This window comes from Bdellovibrio sp. HCB209 (assembly GCF_047306065.1).
In the GTDB taxonomy this organism is placed as follows: Bacteria; Bdellovibrionota; Bdellovibrionia; order Bdellovibrionales; family Bdellovibrionaceae; genus Bdellovibrio.
In genome coordinates this window covers 2,393,638-2,411,553 of sequence record NZ_CP178618.1, presented here as the reverse complement: position 1 = coordinate 2,411,553, position 17,916 = coordinate 2,393,638, and the positions used below count along the sequence as shown (strand labels likewise).

14 protein-coding genes are annotated in these 17,916 nt (G+C 45.4%); 10 read left to right on the top strand and 4 right to left on the bottom strand.

The window, feature by feature from the left end; all coding sequences use genetic code 11:
* Nucleotides 1–26 precede the first annotated feature (26 nt).
* Together ACLVWP_RS11780 and ACLVWP_RS11775 are read left to right on the top strand one after the other, a co-directional pair.
* Nucleotides 27–956 (top strand): sulfurtransferase, encoded by a 930-nt coding sequence (locus tag ACLVWP_RS11780; protein ID WP_413557448.1) that lies wholly within the window; start codon nucleotides 27–29, stop codon nucleotides 954–956.
* Nucleotides 947–1,435: a YiiD C-terminal domain-containing protein gene (locus tag ACLVWP_RS11775; protein ID WP_413557447.1), complete on the top strand. Its 489-nt coding sequence runs from the start codon at nucleotides 947–949 to the stop codon at nucleotides 1,433–1,435. The genes ACLVWP_RS11780 and ACLVWP_RS11775 overlap by 10 nt, the downstream gene beginning before the upstream one ends.
* On the opposite strand, the gene ACLVWP_RS11770 is transcribed toward ACLVWP_RS11775, so the two are convergent.
* Both ACLVWP_RS11770 and ACLVWP_RS11765 read right to left on the bottom strand, forming a co-directional pair.
* Nucleotides 1,333–3,516 carry an ATP-binding protein gene (locus ACLVWP_RS11770; protein ID WP_413557446.1) on the bottom strand — a complete coding sequence of 728 codons (2,184 nt, stop codon included), beginning with the start codon at nucleotides 3,514–3,516 and terminating at the stop codon, nucleotides 1,333–1,335. The two genes, ACLVWP_RS11775 and ACLVWP_RS11770, sit on opposite strands and share 103 nt — an antisense overlap.
* Before the next feature lie 78 nt (nucleotides 3,517–3,594).
* The gene (locus ACLVWP_RS11765) at nucleotides 3,595–4,527 is read right to left on the bottom strand and encodes a hypothetical protein (RefSeq protein ID WP_413557445.1); all 933 of its coding nucleotides are present in this window, start codon (nucleotides 4,525–4,527) and stop codon (nucleotides 3,595–3,597) included.
* 209 nt (nucleotides 4,528–4,736) lie between these two features.
* Here ACLVWP_RS11765 and ACLVWP_RS11760 point away from each other — a divergent pair, with 209 nt between their 5' ends.
* The gene (locus tag ACLVWP_RS11760; protein ID WP_413557444.1) at nucleotides 4,737–5,528 is read left to right on the top strand and encodes an SPFH domain-containing protein; all 792 of its coding nucleotides are present in this window, start codon (nucleotides 4,737–4,739) and stop codon (nucleotides 5,526–5,528) included.
* Nucleotides 5,529–5,599: 71 nt separating this feature from the next.
* On the opposite strand, the gene ACLVWP_RS11755 is transcribed toward ACLVWP_RS11760, so the two are convergent.
* Complete coding sequence (locus tag ACLVWP_RS11755; RefSeq protein ID WP_413557443.1) at nucleotides 5,600–5,983, bottom strand: hypothetical protein; 384 nt, start codon at nucleotides 5,981–5,983, stop codon at nucleotides 5,600–5,602.
* 4 nt (nucleotides 5,984–5,987) lie between these two features.
* Nucleotides 5,988–6,932: an HD-GYP domain-containing protein gene (locus ACLVWP_RS11750; protein WP_413557442.1), complete on the bottom strand. Its 945-nt coding sequence runs from the start codon at nucleotides 6,930–6,932 to the stop codon at nucleotides 5,988–5,990.
* 188 nt (nucleotides 6,933–7,120) lie between these two features.
* On the opposite strand from ACLVWP_RS11750, the gene ACLVWP_RS11745 reads away from it, so the two are divergent.
* From ACLVWP_RS11745 to gltX, 7 genes are all read left to right on the top strand, one after another.
* Nucleotides 7,121–8,728: a hypothetical protein gene (locus tag ACLVWP_RS11745; protein WP_413557441.1), complete on the top strand. Its 1,608-nt coding sequence runs from the start codon at nucleotides 7,121–7,123 to the stop codon at nucleotides 8,726–8,728.
* Between the two features lie 48 nt (nucleotides 8,729–8,776).
* A complete protein-coding gene (gene recG, locus ACLVWP_RS11740; protein WP_413557440.1) occupies nucleotides 8,777–10,864 on the top strand; it encodes an ATP-dependent DNA helicase RecG in 2,088 nt (695 codons plus the stop codon).
* A gap of 418 nt (nucleotides 10,865–11,282) precedes the next feature.
* Nucleotides 11,283–12,869, top strand: coding sequence for a hypothetical protein (locus ACLVWP_RS11735; RefSeq protein WP_413557439.1), 1,587 nt, complete (start codon nucleotides 11,283–11,285; stop codon nucleotides 12,867–12,869).
* A 133-nt stretch (nucleotides 12,870–13,002) separates the two neighbouring features.
* Nucleotides 13,003–13,410: a hypothetical protein gene (locus tag ACLVWP_RS11730; protein WP_413557438.1), complete on the top strand. Its 408-nt coding sequence runs from the start codon at nucleotides 13,003–13,005 to the stop codon at nucleotides 13,408–13,410.
* 68 nt (nucleotides 13,411–13,478) lie between these two features.
* Complete coding sequence (locus tag ACLVWP_RS11725; protein WP_413557437.1) at nucleotides 13,479–15,587, top strand: S8 family serine peptidase; 2,109 nt, start codon at nucleotides 13,479–13,481, stop codon at nucleotides 15,585–15,587.
* Nucleotides 15,588–15,778: 191 nt separating this feature from the next.
* A complete protein-coding gene (locus ACLVWP_RS11720) occupies nucleotides 15,779–16,273 on the top strand; it encodes a CarD family transcriptional regulator (protein WP_413557436.1) in 495 nt (164 codons plus the stop codon).
* Nucleotides 16,274–16,351: 78 nt separating this feature from the next.
* On the top strand, nucleotides 16,352–17,839 hold the full coding sequence (gene gltX / locus ACLVWP_RS11715) for a glutamate--tRNA ligase (protein WP_413557435.1): 1,488 nt from the start codon (nucleotides 16,352–16,354) through the stop codon (nucleotides 17,837–17,839).
* The last annotated feature ends 77 nt before the right edge of the window (nucleotides 17,840–17,916 follow it).

The following is a 17,916-nucleotide window of genomic DNA, read 5'->3' as shown; positions in this document are numbered from 1 at the left end:
GCTCCCTTTGTTTTTCTGGAGGACGTATGAGGTTAATTATCGGTGCATTGGTTATGGCGATGGCCTTGGTGTCTTGCCAAACGAAACCTACGAAAGTCACTTCTGAACAAGGAGTGGTGGGTGCTCCTGAAAAATTGATGGATGGCAATCCGACTATTTTGGATGTTCGTGCTCCGTTTGAGTTTAATCTTTCTCATGTGCCAGGGGCGATCAATGTTCGTTGGGAGGATTTCTCTCAGCAAGATCCGAACTCTCGTGGTGTTTTGCAAGATGACTTGTTTGCGATTTCTCGCAGACTTGCTTTGATCGGCATTGATCCAGATTCTAAAGTTGTGGTTTTGGGTAAAGGTTCTTTGGGTAACGGCGAAGAAGGGCGTATTGCCTGGACTCTGAACGTTTTGGGCGTAAAGAACGTGCATACGGCACTTCATACGGTCGCGCGTGCGACAAATCCAAAGGGTGACGAAGCCTTGGTTAAAAATAAACCGATGTGGAAACCAGTCGTAGACGAGTCCTTGTTCATTGATGCCAGAAACTTTAAAGCTTATGCAACTCAGACGCTTTCTCCTCTGAAAATGACGGGGAAAAAGAAGCATAAAAAAGCAATGGATTTGCCGGTGAGCTCTTTGTTCGGTTTGAACTTCAACGATGCGAAAAGCAAAGTGATCATCTTGGATGTCCGTGCCTCTGCAGAATACGGTATCAATAATTTGACGAAGTATAAAAACGTCAAAGCTCCGGTGGCTCAACTTGAGTGGAAAGAATTTTTCACTGAAACCAACGCCCTTAATAAAGACATCGAAAAGAAATTAGAATCCAAAGGGATCACTAAAGACAAAATCGTTATGGTGATCAGCAGTCATGGTGTCCGTTCTGGGGCTGTGACTTATGCGCTTCGTGAACTTGGCTACCGTCAAAGTGTGAATTTTGCCGGGGGCTATGAACAGTGGAAGTAAACACTCAGGATCTTATCCAAGTCCTCTCTGACAATATTAAACTCTATGAGCATTTGGGAATTACGGTTGAAGAATTGAATTCCCACCGTGCTGTTTTTCAAGTTTCCTTAGAAAAGAATCTAAATCATAAGGGTACTGCCTTTGGTGGGAGTCTTTATGCGACGGGTGTTCTAAGTGCTTATGCCTTAGTTTTGGCGGGACTTAAGGCCTATGGCATTGATACTGAGAACATCGTGATTGCCAAGGGCGTGATCGAATATCATCGACCTATTGATTCTGATTTCAAAATTATCTGCGAGTTTCCAAATCTTGCTGATGAGGAATCCTTCTTTCAAGAGTTGAAAGATAAAAAGCGTGTTCGTCGTGATGTTCAGGTTCACATATTCAAAGGCGGGGGTTCTGGTGGTCGCTCGGCAGATGCGATGGACCCGGGACTACTAGGTGCTTCTTTGACTGGATCTTTTGTCGTCAGAATGTGAGACAGAGTTTCTAGCACTTCTGATTTCTTAACAGGTTTTACCATGTACATGTCACATCCTGCGACCAGGGCTCGTTGGAGGTCTTCAAGGACCGCCGTCGCGGTAAGAGCAACGATCGGGGTGTGACCCTTGCGGTTTTCTTTTTCATAATGGCGAATCAATTCTGTCGCTTTGTAACCAGACATGATCGGCATCTGCATATCCATAAAGACCAAATCAAAATGCTTCTCTTTGAAAAGGTCCACAGCTTCCTTGCCGTTCACCGCTTCGGTAAAGGTAAAAGGCTGGCTTTTCAGGTAATGAGTCATCAACATACGGTTGTCTTGAGAGTCGTCGACCAAGAGTAAAGAAAATGTTCTGCCCGCAAACATTTCAGCCCAATTAGGTGCTGCTGCTGGTTTAACTTCAGTCGCAGCGACGGCCTCAGGGCGGTGAGGAAGAACAATTCTAAAAGTCGTCCCACGTCCTGCGAGACTACGAAGTTCTAGCTTGCCTCCCATAATCTCCACAAGGTTTTTGGAGATAACTAATCCCAACCCTGTACCACCATAGCGTCGTGTTGTGGTTTCTTCTGCCTGAAAGAAAGGCGAGAAAAGACTGCTTTGTTTGTCGCGTGGAATACCGATGCCCGTATCTCTGATTTCTAAAATCAGACTTTCACCATCACCGACAACATTTCCTTCGGTGCCGACGCGTATTTCAACGTGTCCTTCTTCAGTAAATTTTAAAGCATTGCCAATAAGGTTGAATAAAACTTGGCGCAAGCGAGTTGGATCACCACGTTGATACAAAGGAACTTTCTCGTCGATATTCAGTTCAAAGTTCAAACCTTTCTCTTCGGCTTTGATTTGCAGAATTTCAAAGACGGAACGAACGGTGCTGTGCAGGTTGTAAGTGATGTTTTCAATTGAAAGCGCCTTAGCTTCGATTTTAGAAAAATCCAGAAGGTCATTGATCAGCGCTTTAAGATTTTCTCCGGCATGGCTGAATAAAGTGAGATAGCGTTCTTGGTCTTTGGAAAGATGTGTCTCTTTTAAAAGTTCCAACATCCCGAGAACCGAATTCAGTGGTGTACGGATTTCGTGACTCATACGAGCTAAGAAATCTGATTTCGCACGCGAGGCCTCTTCGGCTTGCTCTTTGGCGGTTTTAAGTTCTTGTTCTGTGTAGCGCAGTCGATCCACTTTTTCGGTTAGGCCCGAAACCGCAGCCCCGGCCATCAAAGCAGAAAAACATAGCGTCAAAAGTGTGGCAGGTGTTTGTACCGCCGAGAAGTCCTGTGGCCAGGGATTTCCCATGGCGATCGGCATCGCAAGTGCTAAGAATGCAACCCAGGTGTTCACAAAGATCGCGGTTTTTAGGCCGTACCAGCTGGCGCAAATCAGAACAACGATTCCGTAAACGTACCAAGACTGTGAAAGTGGAATTTTAAAATTCAGGGCCAGACTTAAAAACAGCAGTGATGACATCACGATTTTTTCACGACGCGACAGATGCTGAAACCAACGCATTTCAATTGTTGTCGAAGGAAAGCGTGAAAAGCCTTTTTTCTCGAGCCAAGGTGTAACCAAAATTAAAAGAGGCAAAGATAGAACCACGCCACTCATAAAGTTTCCGATCAAACTCATGAGGCTCGCCCAAATGAATTGATCCCGATTGATTTGTCCTGCGCCCAGTAAAGCGCCCTGAACACCTAAGGACAGAAGAACTGAAGGAATAAGTATTCCGTAAACGGTGTACAGACTGATGCCCTTAGGGGAAGGACTCCAGCCATCCGTTTTGAATCTTTCTTTGACTAAAATCCAAGACAGAAATACGTGCAAAACTTCTGGGAGAGCGATGATTGGAAACATCCAGGGATTCGTAAATCCCCAGAGGGGAGCACTTACGGCTGCATTCAAAAATAAGGGAATTAAAACTCCCGGTCCCCACCAAAGGGTCAAAGGGATGGCTAAGGCCGTTGGGAAATTAAAATAGGAAGCACCAGTGGTTGCGATGTAGTTCAAGCTTAGATGTGTGTTGAGGTGGAAAATTCCAAAACATAAAACCCAGATCCACCAAGGAAGCTTTTTGTTATTCATGCTCTCATTTTATGAGCAATTCAATATGACGGCACTTCAAGTTCGCGGGGATGTGTGAAGGATCAAAGAGGCCAGACGTTATTCTGGCATCCCTGCATCGATCCAGCGTTTAAGATAGTCTGCTTCCGCTGGAGTTAACTGCATGTTGTATCGGGCCGGCGGCATGATGCTGTCAGTAAGGCCTGGGATTGTGATTTTATACAAAAGACTGTTAGCTCCGGTCGAACCAATGATCGGTTGATCATTGATATCCTTAGCCGCACGGATGTGGGCAACAGAATCCAAATGTGGATCTTTCGGGCGCTTCGCAAGTTCGCTATGGCAGTTCAAGCATTTCGCATCAAAGAAAGCCATGCGCAGATTTTTAAAACTCAACTCCAACTGACCCAAATCCGGTTGTGGAAGTGGTGATGGACTTGGTGACGGAGCTGGCGCTGGTCCACCTGGTGGGGGAGGAGGTGGCGGACCTGGAGGACCCGGTGGTTTTGGTGGAGCAGGAGGTGCCGGTGGCCCCGGAGGTGTCGGTAACGGCGAACTTGGTGGAGTCGGAGTTACCGTAGGTTCAGGAGTTGGAGCTGGTGGATTTGGTTTAGCCGCAGATCCGCATGAAGGAAGTTCCTTCACTCGTTGAGGCACGCGGTTATTGGTTTTGTTATCAAAGTACGCGCGTAAGATTTCAAGCTCACAAGACGTTAAAACTTTATAGCCTTTGTGAACCGGAGGCATTTCACCCAACTCGACAGTCGCCAAAACATCGTCACGGTGTTCGTAAACTTTGTCTTCAGTGTCCAAGATCGGAGCCTTAGTTCTGTGGCAATCCAAACAAGTTTTTAGGGAGGTGTTGCTGACGACGTAAAAGTCGATTGTTGCTTCAGAGAAGGTATTTGCCAGAGGGGATTTAAGAATAATATCGCCGGTTTTGAAAAGACCCATTTCTTCCATGGCATAGCCACACCCTGAAAGAGCGAAAGTCAAAACCATAGCCTGAAGAAAGCGTCCCCACGTATTCATCGAGGTAGGTTTTATCAAAGAATCCGCGAAGTTGGAATTCCCGCTGAGGTCACAGGGAAATCAATTCCCAGGTGTCACAATTTTCGACACTTTTAGAGAGGGAAATGGCCTCGTTTCGACTGGCTTAAAGATCAGGTGCCGTGATTTCCCTTAAATATCAAAAATAAGTGTGGCGAAATAAATGTAAATAAATTTATAGGAGCCTTCTTGTGAATGCCAATAGAGCGTTACTTCTAGTTCTTCCCTTCGTTTCCCTAGTTGGATGTACTCGTATCGAAACCGGTGAGGTGGGTGTACGTATCGGATTCGATAAACAGATCAGTCCGGGGGAGCTTTTACCAGGAAGCTTCAATCAAACGTTGATCGGGAGCGTTCTGACTTTCCCGGTAAAAGACGTGAGTGTAAGAGTCGAAGACATGACTCCTTTGGCGAAATACAACAGCACGATGAAGGACTTTGATGCGATGGTCGTTTATAGCATCAATCCTCAAGCGGTGAGCGAGCTTTACGTCACTAAAAATAGATCCTTCCATGCCGAACACGATGGCGATATTTACCTTATGTATAACTATGTTCATCAGGCGGCCCGTAATGCGATTTACAAATCGGCACGCAAGTATGATGCCTTAGATATGAATGACAATCGTCAAGCTATTGAAGCAGAAGTAAAGGACTTGATCATTCAAAGTCTGGCGGAGGAAAAACTAAATACCTCCATCAATATCAGTCAGATTTTGGTGCGTGTGATTTTGCCAGCGGACTCCGTAGTGGCTTCGGCGAACGAACTGGTGCGCGCTAAGAATGAGTACAAGCAAAAGGAAGTGGAAGTGCAAACGGCTAAAAAAGAAGCCGAGCGTATTGCTGCTTTGAACTCTAATAAAGGCGCGATTGAGTATATGGCGGCTATGGCGAATATGAAAATTGCTGAGGCCATTGCAAACGGGAAGGTGAATACGATCGTGATCCCTTCGGATTTTAAGGGCATGGTTAACGTTCGCTAGGAAGTTGACCCTTGAAACTAAAAAAGCCAGACGAGGAGTCTGGCTTTTTTAGTTTCTGTTTTAAGATAAATCTATTTGTTTTTTTTGATAGTCAAAGACTGGAACTGATTCGAAGCAGGTTTGCGATCTCCGCGCGCACTTTCAACGCAGCTAATACGTTGTGTGTCTGAAAGGTCTTTATCTTCGCCACATTTTTCCAAAGCAGCTGGGCTGTAGCTTTGACCTTGGATGGAATCCCAGCATTTCCAGAATTGGTTGTCGTCTTTTTGTAGGTTGCAAACAGTGACAGCGTACCAATCTACATTCTCGTTTTTCTGAACTTTTTCACGGCAAAGTTCAGCGTCTTTTTCACTCACAAAGCGGTCACAAATTCCCGGTGGGTTTGTGGGCTCTAAAGCCAACGCGATCAGAGGAATCAGAGCGATCAAAACGATAGAATGTAAAATGTTTTTCATGGTCCTATGCAGCCTTTATCTTGAACAGTATAGAGTACAGTGCTTTGAGCATGTCGGGGTCATAACGACCTGCCAACTTCTCCTTCATCATTGTCACTGCATCTATCGGCGCAAGTGGGACATTATATGAGCGCTGAGTTGTCATTGCATCATAAGTATCCGTAATAGCCACGACTCGAGCGAACGGGTGGATTTCGTCACCCATCAATTGTTGGGGATAACCATTCCCAGACCAAGACTCATGGTGCTCAAAGCAAGCTGCTTTAATCGCGTCTGAGATGTTCGGGTGGTTGTTCAGGATGACTAGACCATACTGAGGATGCATTTTCATTTGCTCCCATTCAGCGTCCGTCAAACCGCCTTTTTTACAAAGAATATCAAGACTTACATTGCGTTTGCCAATGTCATGGAAAAGGGCGCCAACGCCGAGCTCTTCCAATTCTTTCGGGTTGTAGCCCAAAGCTTTTCCCAAGCCCAGCGAGTAGATGCTGACATCCAGGGAGTGGTTGTAAGTGTAAAAGTCATGCCCAGATAAAGAAATCATGAAGCCCATAGCTTCTGGGGCGTTTTCCATCAAATCGATAAAATCAGTGATGATCGGACGTGACTCATCCAGGGCCTTATTAACATCTGGATTTTCAAAAAGGTCTTCCATCAATGCGACCGACGACTCACGCAAAATTTTGGCTTTCTCAAAAGAGTCCAATTTGTCGGAGTTCATTTCTTCTTTAACCCAGTCGCGATAAGTCTGCTTGTCGTCCATGCGAACAAAGAACGAGTCACCTGTATCACGAGCGTGCAGCTTAGAAATCTTACCGTCAGAGAGTTTATCTCCAGCGCGAAGATACAAAATATACTTGCCATCGACCTGAACAAAAATGTCGAAACTAGTCACTTTGTCAGGGCGTAATGTGGCCAAGCGAATGCGGAAATATGAAGTGTCGGTCATAGGGAAATTCTGCCATGAACACAGGTGGTTAGAAATAAAATCCGTAGTCGTTGGCAACCTTGGTCCTTGGTCTAGATTGAGGACGCTGAAGGCGGCTCGGAAAGTACCAAACTGAGTCGAAAGAAGCCCCCTATATCCTCAATAAGTTTTCTCTATCGAAGGATCTCAAGAAATCCGAACAGTTTTGTATGAACCGCCTTTGGATTGCCTTTAGTCTGCTATGTGCTTTCTCAGTGCCAATGCTTGCGCAGGCGCAGATGTTTTCTTGCGTGAAAATTTCCAGCCAAGAAATGATCGGTTCCAAGGCGGCCTTGAAAAGCGTGGTTAAGTCTTGTCAGGAGCAAATGAAAAATGCTCGGTGCGGAGAGTGGTTCCAAGCTCATCCTCAGGCAGTTGAAAAAGCTCGAAGTTGTGATCCTATCAAAATTTGCTCAAGCCCGGTGAAAATCAAAGACTACGCAGCTTCATGTTCAGCTGGCGTATGGAACTCGTCAGTGGATTTAGTAAAAGGCGCTATTGATTTCGTAGCAGGGAGTTCCGAGATCTCTCCGGAGACCAAGGCTCGCGAAGACTTTTTTAAATCCTGCACAAGTGCCGAATGTAAATTGAAAATGTTAGGGCCTTACGCAGATTTATTCATGCCGGAAGAAATCTTCGGAAGTCCAAACACCCAGGGTCTGAATTCCGGCGATGTCGTAAATCAAGTTTATTTGAATGGCTATAGTGCCAAAACACTGTATCGCAAGCTTCAGGTTAAATTACGTGACCGAGCAAAAGACAAAAACTCCTCCGAAGTTTTCATTGAGCCGTGGTCGGGAAATCCAGCATTGCCCAAAAAAAGTGTCGATGAGCTTATCGAGCAGATGATGACCGCAGCGGGAGTTCAAAACACCGCTTGTTTTGATCCTGAAGTCGTCTGGGAGGCTCGCTGTTATGCTTTAGCTACGGTGCTTGATCCGTTGGCAGCATCTATTTCGATTTTACGAATGAAAAAGCTCGCGGCATTGATGAAGATGTCTGATGAAAAAGCCATGGCAAGGGCAGCAATGAAAGATGAATTCATTCGCACCAAAGTGATGAAGGGCTCTGCCATTGATGCTGAAAAGTTGAAAACGGCGATGGATCCGATTTGGGCTGATTCTAAATTAACTTCTGAGCAGAAATCCCAGGCGCTGTTTGATAAGTATTATGAATTAAGAAGTGCTGCGATGGAAAAAGAAGTGAAGGATCTTGCTGATAAAGTTGTTGGTGACGTAAAGGTGATGAAAGGCTCAGAAGCCTATTACAACATGTACACACAGAAAATGTCGATGGGTCAAGAGCTTGCGACAGAGCCGTTGACTCGCGCGCTGACTATGGCCCACGAATTAGAACACGTAACGCAATATCCGTACAAAACTGGATTGATTCGCCAGTTCGCAAACGTCCTTGAGCAAAAGCTAAAAAAACTGGAAAGACCGAATGGAGTGACGTCTCGTTTGCAAGCTGAGTTCGAAGCGATGAGTGCACAGTGGGATATCATTCAGTCTGTCCCAATGGATGTTCGAAAAAAAGCCATCGAATCGCTTCGTGCGAATAAAAAGCTGAGCGCGCAGGCAAAATCTTCGGCTATTGCTGACATAGAGAAAGCCAGTTTAAGCCGCGAGGAGTATTTAAAGTCCGTCGCCGGCTTTCACAATTACACCTCGTACAACTCGCTGCGCACCAGAAATACGGTGATCGTGAGTGCATTTTTGGTTCAAATGTCGGTGGTTGGAGCCGAAGAATTTAATTCGCAATGGCAATCCCGCCATTAAAGCCCTGCGCATTGACTTAAATTCAAAATCCGCAATAATGACGGGGTCATGGCACTTCGACTGGATTCTCAAATCATGTACTTAAAAGGAGTCGGCCCCAAACTTGGGGACCTGTTTGCTCGTAAAGGTTTAAAGACCTTGCGGGACCTTTTTGAGTTCTATCCTCGTGCTTTCGAAGACCAGCGAGCGGCTCGCAACATCGCAAGTCTTAAACCTAACGACATTGTCAGTATCAAAGCCACGGTGGTTTCTGTCCACAGCGTGAATATGGGACGATCAACGCGCAAAATGTACGACGTTGTGGTTCGCGATGCTTCCGGGCAAATTCACTGCAAATACTTCCGCGTGCCTTACAAAGGCTACTTTGAGCGCTTCAAACCTTTTTCTGAAGTCCGTGTTGTCGGTAAAGTGATTGAATACCGTGGTCGCATTGAATTTCATCATCCCGATATTCGTGACATTGATCCCGACGAAGAAAACCAAGACGCTTTGATTCCTCTGTACACAGAGATCGAAGGTCTCGCGACAGCGAAGATCATGAAGCTAGTTCGTGCGGGCTTGGCACAGATCGAGGAGTGGCCAGAGGAAGCTCTGCCGAAATGGATGCGCGAAAAGTACAATCTAAAAGCCCGCAAAGACGCTTTGATGGAAATGCATCATCCCGATCCATTGCGCGCTCACGAATACGTTGAATTTAAAAGCGCAGCCCAACGCCGTTTGATTTTTGAAGAGTTTTTTTGGTTGGAGCTTTTCTTAGCGGCTAAAAAATCAGGCTTTCAAAAAGAATCGGCACCTTTGATTCAAAATGCAGGTGAAAAATTAGCGGGGCTTGAAAAATCTCTGCCATTCCCTCTGACTGGCGCACAAAAACGCGTTTTTGCAGAAATCAAAGCGGACCTAGAAACAGGCCATCCCATGCATCGTCTGGTTCAAGGGGATGTGGGCAGTGGTAAAACTCTGGTGAGTTTTATGGCAGCAGTGTATGCAGCTGAAAGTGGATTCCAATCTTGCTTGATGGCTCCGACAGAAATTCTGGCAGAACAGCATTATAAAAATGCGTGCAAGATTTTAGAACCATTGGGTGTTCGTGTGTCTCTTTTGGTTGGTAAAACCAAAGCTGCTGACCGTCGTGAAGTTTTGGCTGATCTTGAAGCGGGGAATTGCGATCTGATCATCGGCACCCACGCGTTGATTGAAGCGGATGTTCAATTTAAAAATTTGGGTCTTGCGATTATCGATGAGCAACATCGTTTCGGTGTTGAACAGCGTGGTATTCTAAAAACTAAAGGAAACTCTCCGCATTTCTTAGTTATGACGGCGACACCGATTCCAAGAACTCTGGCAATGACAGTGTATGGGGATTTGGATGTTTCGATCATTGATGAAATGCCTCCGGGGCGTAGCCCGATCCAAACACGCGCAATTTTTGAAAACAAACGTGCGCAGGCTTTGCAGTTCATGCTCGAACAATTGCAAAAAGGTCGTCAGGCCTATTTCGTTTATCCACTGGTAGAAGAGTCAGAAAAAATTGATTTAAAGAATGCGGTGGAGGAGTTTGAAAAACTCAAAGCCCAATTCCCGAAAGTCACATTTGGTTTGCTTCACGGAAAAATGAAACCTGACGAAAAAGACGCCGTGATGAACCAATTCCGTCGTCACGAAATCCAAGTTCTAGTTTCCACCACAGTGATCGAGGTCGGGGTCGACGTTCCAAACGCCAACATCATGATCATCGAGCACGCCGAGCGTTTTGGTTTGTCGCAACTTCATCAGTTGCGCGGTCGTGTCGGTAGGGGAGAGCACAAGTCCTTCTGTATTTTGATTATGGGTTATGCTGTTTCCGAAGAGGGGAAAATGCGCACCGAATTTATGGAAAAAACCACCGACGGTTTTAAAATCTCCGAATTCGATTTAGAAATGCGCGGCCCCGGTGAATTCATGGGAACTCGTCAATCAGGTTTAGCAGGTTTCAAAATGGCGAACCTAGTTCGCGACATGGAGCTTTTGCAAATGGCCCGCGAAGCCGCCTTCGAAGTCCTAAAAAAAGATCCATCCCTAGTATGGCCTGACAATCGCCCAATGAAACAAGAACTCCTCCGCGAGCACGGCCCCGCCGCCCTCGCCTCCATCGCTTAAAAGTATTGGTGCTTTCGCAAGGCCCTAATGGGCTCTGTTTCCAGGGATTTTCAGTCCCATCCTTGGTCCTGTCCTAGTTACCTAGTTAGGACAAACAGAAACGTTCCAGAGGTTGAAGATTCTTAAGTTATCGCAGTTCTTTGACTATTTTGATTAGGATCAGAATAATCAGGAGAATCTGCTTAATAAGCTTCAAAATCGGCCGATAAGAACTTTGGTTGTAGTTCATTCGGACCTCCTTCGCGAAAATCGGAAGAGAGTCCATCCAAAGAGCGGCCTTGCGAAAGCAAGAGTCGCTTTTGCATTTTTTAGACCTCATTAGGTTGTCGTTATTAATGAAAACTAGTTGGGGTAGGTATTTTTCTCAGATCTCACTCCTTCATTTATTGAGCGCATCTCAAATCCGATAACGTAAACGATGAGTTTTCTCTTAAAAACCGCCTTTGTTTTCGTTCTCTTATTCGCACTTGAAGTTCAAGTGGCGCAGGCGGATCAATCCAGTTCAACACTCATGAAGATAATCGACAAGCTTCCCAATGGGGATACCAAAAACGGGCTTAAAGAGTACGTGCAGATCCTAGGTTATGGGTCTTACGATGGCGCCGACACAGTTGGAATTTCCAACGCCGGACTGTCGGATTATTTTTCCAACAAATTTGAAGATCCAAAGAATAGCTGTCTGCGAGATGCATCACGCACATTTTTTGAAGACGTAGCTAAAGTCTTAAAATCCAGAACATCTCAAGATGTGGAGTGTACGAAAGATTCATATCCCGATTACGGTTGCTCTCAAGAATCTCGTCCCAGCATTAATTCTCGCGTAGGAAAAGATCCCTACAGTGATTTATCCAAAGGATGGCTTTGGGAGTTGGCGCTTAAACACGCTAAAGGTGACGCCAATTCCGCAATGTTTTTGATAGGGATGTGTGGGCACGATGAAACTCGTCAAGGATCTTACGGGTTTCAGGCGAGCTCTGAAGAAAAAATCGCAGATCTCAACGAGCGCAAGAAATCCCTGCAAGTCAGAATCACTGAATATTCCAAAGACTATGATAAAAATCGCGACCGAATTTTGGCGCTGACAAAGCAAATTTCAGATTGGAACCAAGAGATTTCAGAGCTTCAGAAAAAACCTACCGTTCGTACAAAAATGAAGTGCCCGCCGCGCAATTCCGCTTACTATGCTCCTCAGTCAATAGGATCGTCAGCGGATATCAGTGAGCCCCTTAAGTCACAAATACAATCCACCCAGGAAACCGCAGATGGAGTAACGTACACGCCTGCAAAGTATTATCATGTCTATGGGGCGGCTTTTATGGCCTGCCAGCTGGTGCAAAATGGTGTGTCGCCGTTAAAAACGACATTCATTCAGCAACAGGCGGCCCGTTTGTATCGGGCTATCCGCATGTGTGAGTCCGTTGATTCAGCTGAGCTTAAGTTTTTAGATCCAAAATCTGCTGACTCGTCACTTCGTGCGGTCCTAGATGTTCAAAATAAAAAAGTCATTTGCCCTTTGGTTGGCAACTCTCCGCGCGAATGTCAGTTGATCAATGAGCTTGGCTACAATCCTGTCTTAATTGGCTCGGGAGCTATCACTCCGGGTGTTGATGAAGTCAAAGCGAAGTGGGCGGGGAAGCTTCGTAACAGCGATGCCGCCACTCTTTATAAAAGCTGGTATTTAGGAGGCGGGGAGATCAAAGGACAGAAAATCCCATGCAGCGATCTGCGTGTGTGGGGGCCTAATGATTTGATGAAACCAGATGCTAACTTCTTTGATAAAATTTCGAAGCCGCGGGAGTGGTCGGTCGAACGCTTCAAATCGGCTTCGCAAAAATTAGCCACATGGGATGTCGATTTCAAGTGGACTATTGCTCAACATAAAGTAGGTGCCGAGTTCGCTTCAAAGAATTGTAAGAAGCGCGCGCCTGGCGAAAAACCGCTGAAGGGCATTTGCCCTGAAGTTCCTGCGCCATCGTCATCGAAAATACAAAACGGCGTGAACTAATCTCTGTCGGTCCGGCGTCAAAACGACATCAAAAAAATATTTTTTGAAACTTGCTTTAGGAAACGTTCTCTATCATCCTTTTGTTAGGAGTCGTTTGGATACAACTCCGGTAGTACACAAGGATGTGTTCAAAATGAATAAGCGTTTTATCGGCATGCTTGCCATTTCTTTTATTTTTTCATCATCGGTCTTTGCGGCCGTTCCTCAATATAAAGTAAATATGCGCGTGGGCCTTAAAGGTTCTGCTCCAATCTCTATTAACACTGTTACTAAATCAGGGAAAAAAGCTTACATCAGCGAATTTTCTGATGATGGACAAAGTGAAACTGTGGTTGAGGTGATGGCGCGCAAATCTCAGCAAAACAGCAAAGCTGGCTTATATATGGATGTCACTGTCACAAAACGTGTTCGTGGGCAGAAGAAAATGTCTGAGCGCACACAGGTTTTCGCTCCTGAAAACCAAGAGACGGAGTTTGGCATGAATTCTAAAGGTAAGACGGCTGGTAATCTCTCTTTAGCCGTCATGGCGCATCAACTTTAGTAAATATTGTTAAGTTTCTTTGCAATGGCGAGTTCCCCATGTTGTGATTTTTCCTCACGGAGGGAATTATGCAAAAATGGACTCGTCTTTTTGTTACGTCAGCGCTTGCGGTTTCTACTGCTAGCCCTGCATATGCGGGAAGCTTGTTGAGATTCAACTCAGGAACAGTAAATCCTGGGACTGAAGTTCAAACAGCTTTGTTTTCTGATGCAGTCGCTGGTGACTACATCGTTCAATTTTCTAATAAGATCACTGCGAAGGATCGCGCTGCTCTTCAGGCTCGTTTCGAAATCTTTGGCTATTTGCCAGACGATGCGTTGGTAGTGCGTGGTGCGATGGTGGACTTGAATGTGTTCCGCCAATCTCATCCAGGTGTTTACGCTGTTGTTCCATACAAAGCGCAATACAAAATCAGCAATGATATCGCTCCAGTAAGCGTATTTAATAAAGATCAAGTTCAAAGTCTTTTGATCAAGCTTTTCAAAGCTTCCGATGCAAAAGCGGTTGTTTCTTCATTGAAAAAAATGAAAGCAGAAGTTGAAGTTGTTAACGGAAAATCAATCGTTGTATTGGTTCCTCGTTCACAAATCTACAACATCGCAAACTTGACGGGTGTTGAGCACGTACAAAGCACTCCAGTGATCACAACAATGGATTTCCCATTGGATCAGCAATTGGATCCAACAACTAAAGGTGCTGGCGACTATTCTGATATCACAGGTGACGAATCTGGAACTCAAGTGATGAAGTTTGATTCTGTTTGGGCTTTGGGTCTAACAGGTCGTGGTCAAACTGTTGCTATGGCAGATACAGGTTTGGATTCTGGTAACATCAACCAAATCGCTTCAGATTTCTCTGGCGCGGTAAAATCTGGTTACGCATTCGGTTTGTGGTCTAAAACTTGGGAAGATCCAATGGGTCACGGAACTCACGTAGCGGGTTCTATCATGTCTCGTGGTACAGCTTCTGGTGGTCGTCTAAAAGGTGGCGCATACGACTCAATGATGGTTGCTGAGGGTATGTGGTCTACAATGCTTAATGGTTTAAGTGTTCCATCTAAGCTTGCAGATTTGTTCGATAAAGCAAACAACGACGGTGCTCGCGTTCACTCCAACTCTTGGGGTGCTGTGAAAAACTTCGGTGCTTACGATTCAATGGCTGTTCAAGTGGACGAGTGGATGTCTAATAATCCAGACATGCTTGTGATCTTCGCAGCTGGTAACAGCGGTGTTGACGCCAACAAAGACGGTCGTATCGATGGTGGTTCTATCGGAACTCCAGGTACAGCTAAGAACGTTCTTACTGTAGGTGCTTCTAAGAATAGAACTAAGACGGGTGGTATCCAGGTTCCAGTAAGCAAGCTTCGTGCAGCTGCTGAAGCTTGGTCTGCAGAGCCGATCTTCTCTTCAATGTTGTCAGACCGTGAAGACGGTATTGCGATGTTCTCTTCTCGTGGCCCAACTTTGGATGGCCGTGTGAAACCAGAAATCGTGGCTCCAGGTACAAACATCCTTTCTAATCGTTCTCACATCAAAAATGCTTCTCCTCTATGGGGCGCATACAATGATGATTACGCTTGGTCAGGTGGTACTTCGATGGCGACTCCGCTAACTGCGGGTGCTGTAGCTATCGCTCGCCAAATGTTGATCGAAAAATGGGGAGTAACAAATCCTTCAGCAGCGGCATTGAAAGCAATGATCATGCACTCTGCGGATGATATGTACCCAGGTCAATTCGGTGAGGTCGGTGCAGCGAAAGGCCAGGAGATCCTAACTCGCAGACCAAACTCTGATGAGGGTTACGGCCGTGTGAACATGGACAACTTGGTTAAAATGATGAAAAACACTTTCGTTGTTGATGACCGTGATGGTGTGACGACAAATCAAACTGAAGACTACACTTTCAAATTGTCTGCTCCAGGTAAGTTGTATGCAAACTTGGTTTGGACAGATGCTGCGGGTTCTGCAAATGCGTCTAAAGCTCTAGTTAATGACCTTGATTTGGTTTTGACTGGTCCAAACGGCACTATCAGCATGAACGACCACACGAACAATGCAGAGATGATCGAAACGACTTTGCCAGCTGGCGACTATAAGCTAACTGTTAAGGGCGCGAACGTTCCTCAGGGCAAAAACGGTGGTCGTCAGCCTTATGCTCTTGTTTTCAGCGTTCAATAAGGACCTGTTAAGGTTTTACGCAAATCTCATTAAGATATTGAAATTATTGAGTAAAAGCCCCATCTTGGATGGGGCTTTTTTCGTTTAAAATCCTTGGAAATCTTTTCCAATGCGCCGCTCAGATTTGATAACTCGTGTCAAATTTGATAGAACTAGCACGGTTATAAGTGGCTATAAGTGGAGGTTTCCTGATGCTGACGTTCAATATCGGTGATAATGCAGTTTATCCCGGCTACGGCGTAGTTAAAGTTGTAGCAATCGAGACGAAAGAGATGCTCGGCACGAAAACCACGTTCTACAACATGCAGTTGGTAGATACGGGGCTTAAAATCATGATTCCAACAACAAACGTTAAGTCGGCGGGTCTTCGCCCTATCATCTCTAAAGATGAAGCTGCTCGCGTTGTAAGCATTCTTAAAGAAAAAGACGTTAAAATCGACAACCAAACTTGGAACCGTCGTTACCGTGAATACATGGAAAAGATCAAAACTGGTTCTGTATTCGAAATCGCTGAAGTTTTACGCGATTTGTTCCTTTTGAAAGCTGATAAAGAGCTTTCTTTCGGTGAGCGCAAGATGCTTGATTCTGCTCGTTCTTTGCTTTTGAAAGAGCTGACTTTGGCAACTAGCGAAGCTGAGCTTTTCAACGAAGAAGAAGTAAAAGCGATCTTCGGCATCACAGGTTAATCCTGGACGATTCTAAAATTTCATAATAGCTTTAAGGCCTGGATTTTCCGGGCCTTTTTCTTTTTTGGAGCCGATTCGATGTCTTCTCAAAATTCTCCTAAAGTTCGCGTTCGTTTTGCACCTTCACCAACGGGTTATTTGCACGTGGGTGGCGCAAGAACGGCTTTGTACAACTACCTTTTCGCTAAGAAAAACGGTGGTGAATTCATCCTGCGTATCGAAGACACGGACGAGGCGCGTTCCACTCAAGAATCTTTGCGTGGCGTGGTTGATGACTTGGTTTGGTTGAATCTTTTGTGGGCTGAGGGTGTAGACCCGGTCACTTTGAAAGATCAAGGACCTAATGGCCCTTACAAACAAAGTGAGCGCATGCATATCTATAAGCAAATTGCAGAACAGCTTTTGGCTGAGGGCAAAGCTTACTACTGCTTCCTGACGGATGCAGAGATTGAAGTGCAACGTGAAGCTCAGATGAAAGCGGGCGGTCAGCCACACATTCAATCTCCTTATGCAGATTGGACGTTGGATCAAGCCAAAGTTAAAATGGCTGAGGGTGGAACTCCACCGGTTGTTCGTTTTAAAACAAAGCATCTGAAAAAAGACTACATCTTTAACGACATCGTTCGCGGTGAAGTGAAGTTCCCATCCGACATGGTGGGCGATTTTGTTCTGCTTCGTGGTGGCGGTATGCCGGTTTATAACTTCTGCTGCGTGGTTGACGATCATTTGATGAAAATGAGCCACGTGTTCCGCGCTGAAGAACATCTTCCAAACACTCTTCGTCAGTTGATGATTTACGAAGCGATGGGATGGAAAGCACCTGAGTTCGGTCACATGGCTTTGATCTTGGATGAAGACCGTCAAAAACTTTCTAAACGTAAAGGCGCTGTGGCTTGTGGTCAGTTGAAAGACGAAGGCTACTTGGCGTCTGCAGTTTTGAATTTCATCGCGCTTTTGGGTTGGTCACATCCTGAAGGTAAAGAGATCATGTCTGTTGAAGACATGGTGGCTGCATTTGATATTTCTCGCTTGAATCCATCGGGCGCGATCTTTGATCGTGTGAAATTCAAATGGATGAATGCGCAGCACTTGCGTGCTTTGCCGAATGCAGAGTTGTGGAAAGCGATTCAGCCATTCCTAGCTCGTGAAAATATGCAATTGCCTTCAGATCCAGTTTGGCAGGACAAGTCTTTGAACTTGTTTAAGCCTTACATGGAAGTGTTGGCAGATGCGATCACTTTGTACCGTCCATTGAATGACAACTCTTACCTGATTCAGCCGGACGCTGAAGAAGTGATGAAGCTTGAAACGACGAAAGCTGTATTGACGACTTGGAAAGAATTGGTTCAAGCGCACGGTGCTGAATACATGACTGAGGAAGAATTCCTAAAAATCCAAGACGAAGTAAAAAACAAAACGGGTGCTAAAGGTAAGAACTTGTTCCAGCCAGTACGTGTAGCTGTGATCGGTCAACCTCATGGTGCTGAGCTGAAAATCTTGGTGCCATTGATGAAAAAACAATCTCTGGTAGCGCGCGCTGAAAAAGCATTGGCAACAATCGCTTAAAGGTACGGCCTTACCTGAAAAGGTAGGTCCTTACTTAGTTTTAAATGAATGGTGTGGTTAAGTAAGGCCGCACCTTT

Excerpts from the sequence above, each read along its gene's own strand:
- ACLVWP_RS11750 (WP_413557442.1), bottom strand. The coding sequence starts at position 6,932 with ATGACCGACACTTCATATTTCCGCATTCGCTTGGCCACATTACGCCCT.
- ACLVWP_RS11720 (WP_413557436.1), top strand. The coding sequence starts at position 15,779 with ATGCTGACGTTCAATATCGGTGATAATGCAGTTTATCCCGGCTACGGC.
- ACLVWP_RS11770 (WP_413557446.1), bottom strand. The coding sequence starts at position 3,516 with ATGAATAACAAAAAGCTTCCTTGGTGGATCTGGGTTTTATGTTTTGGA.
- recG (WP_413557440.1), top strand. The coding sequence starts at position 8,777 with ATGGCACTTCGACTGGATTCTCAAATCATGTACTTAAAAGGAGTCGGC.
- ACLVWP_RS11755 (WP_413557443.1), bottom strand. The coding sequence starts at position 5,983 with ATGAAAAACATTTTACATTCTATCGTTTTGATCGCTCTGATTCCTCTG.
- ACLVWP_RS11745 (WP_413557441.1), top strand. The coding sequence starts at position 7,121 with ATGAACCGCCTTTGGATTGCCTTTAGTCTGCTATGTGCTTTCTCAGTG.
- ACLVWP_RS11735 (WP_413557439.1), top strand. The coding sequence starts at position 11,283 with ATGAGTTTTCTCTTAAAAACCGCCTTTGTTTTCGTTCTCTTATTCGCA.
- ACLVWP_RS11730 (WP_413557438.1), top strand. The coding sequence starts at position 13,003 with ATGAATAAGCGTTTTATCGGCATGCTTGCCATTTCTTTTATTTTTTCA.
- ACLVWP_RS11725 (WP_413557437.1), top strand. The coding sequence starts at position 13,479 with ATGCAAAAATGGACTCGTCTTTTTGTTACGTCAGCGCTTGCGGTTTCT.
- gltX (WP_413557435.1), top strand. The coding sequence starts at position 16,352 with ATGTCTTCTCAAAATTCTCCTAAAGTTCGCGTTCGTTTTGCACCTTCA.
- ACLVWP_RS11765 (WP_413557445.1), bottom strand. The coding sequence starts at position 4,527 with ATGAATACGTGGGGACGCTTTCTTCAGGCTATGGTTTTGACTTTCGCT.
- ACLVWP_RS11780 (WP_413557448.1), top strand. The coding sequence starts at position 27 with ATGAGGTTAATTATCGGTGCATTGGTTATGGCGATGGCCTTGGTGTCT.